At 71.4% G+C, this 644-nt stretch carries 1 pseudogene; it reads right to left on the bottom strand.

Annotated elements, in window-relative coordinates:
• Positions 1 to 436 (bottom strand): annotated as a pseudogene (locus KUF83_RS16420) (PP2C family protein-serine/threonine phosphatase); the annotation flags it as partial.
• Between the last annotated feature and the right edge of the window lie 208 nt (positions 437 to 644).

Raw genomic sequence — 644 nt, 5'->3', positions numbered from 1 at the left:
CGTCGTCTCGGGGCTGTCCGCCGTGGTGGGCGTCGGTGACGGCGCCGATCAGGGTGCGCACGACCTCGCGGGGGTGTTCGGCGGCGGTAGCGCTGAGGATGCGGGGCAGGTCGGCGGTCTCCGCTTCGCGTTCCTGCATGCTGTCGGTGTAGAGCAGGAGGCGGTCACCGGGGCGCAGGTAGAGGTCCTGCACCCGGTAGGCGCCCTGCCAGGCAACGCCGAAGGGCAGGTTCACGGTCAGGTGGAGTTGTTCGGCCTGGCCGTCGCGCAGCAGCAGGGGCCAGGGGTGGCCGGCGTTGACGAGCTGGGCGCCGCTGCCGTCCAGGGTGATGCGCAGCAGCTGGCCGGTGGCGAAGGTGCGCCGGCCGTGGTCGAGGAGTGCCTGGTGGGTCTGGCGGGCCTGTTCGGCGAACAGGAACGACACATACCGTGCGCCGAACCGCTCCCGCAGGTTGTCCGCGACGACGTCCAGCGAACGTACCGGCGCGGCGCCCTCAGCCGCCGCCAGCACCTGTGCCGGTGCGATCCGGTCACGCATCCGCTTCAGCCTCCCCTGCGGGGTGAGTTGCCCCGCCTGCTCTTGCCGGCATGACCGTATGCGTCGCGGCGAGGGCGGCGATCACACCTTTCGAAAGGCTCGAGGT

The organism is Streptomyces sp. BV286 (genome assembly GCF_019090165.1).
In the GTDB taxonomy this organism is placed as follows: domain Bacteria; phylum Actinomycetota; class Actinomycetes; order Streptomycetales; family Streptomycetaceae; genus Streptomyces.
Note: the sequence above shows the minus strand (reverse complement) of the source record. Positions and strands in the feature narration are given on the sequence as shown.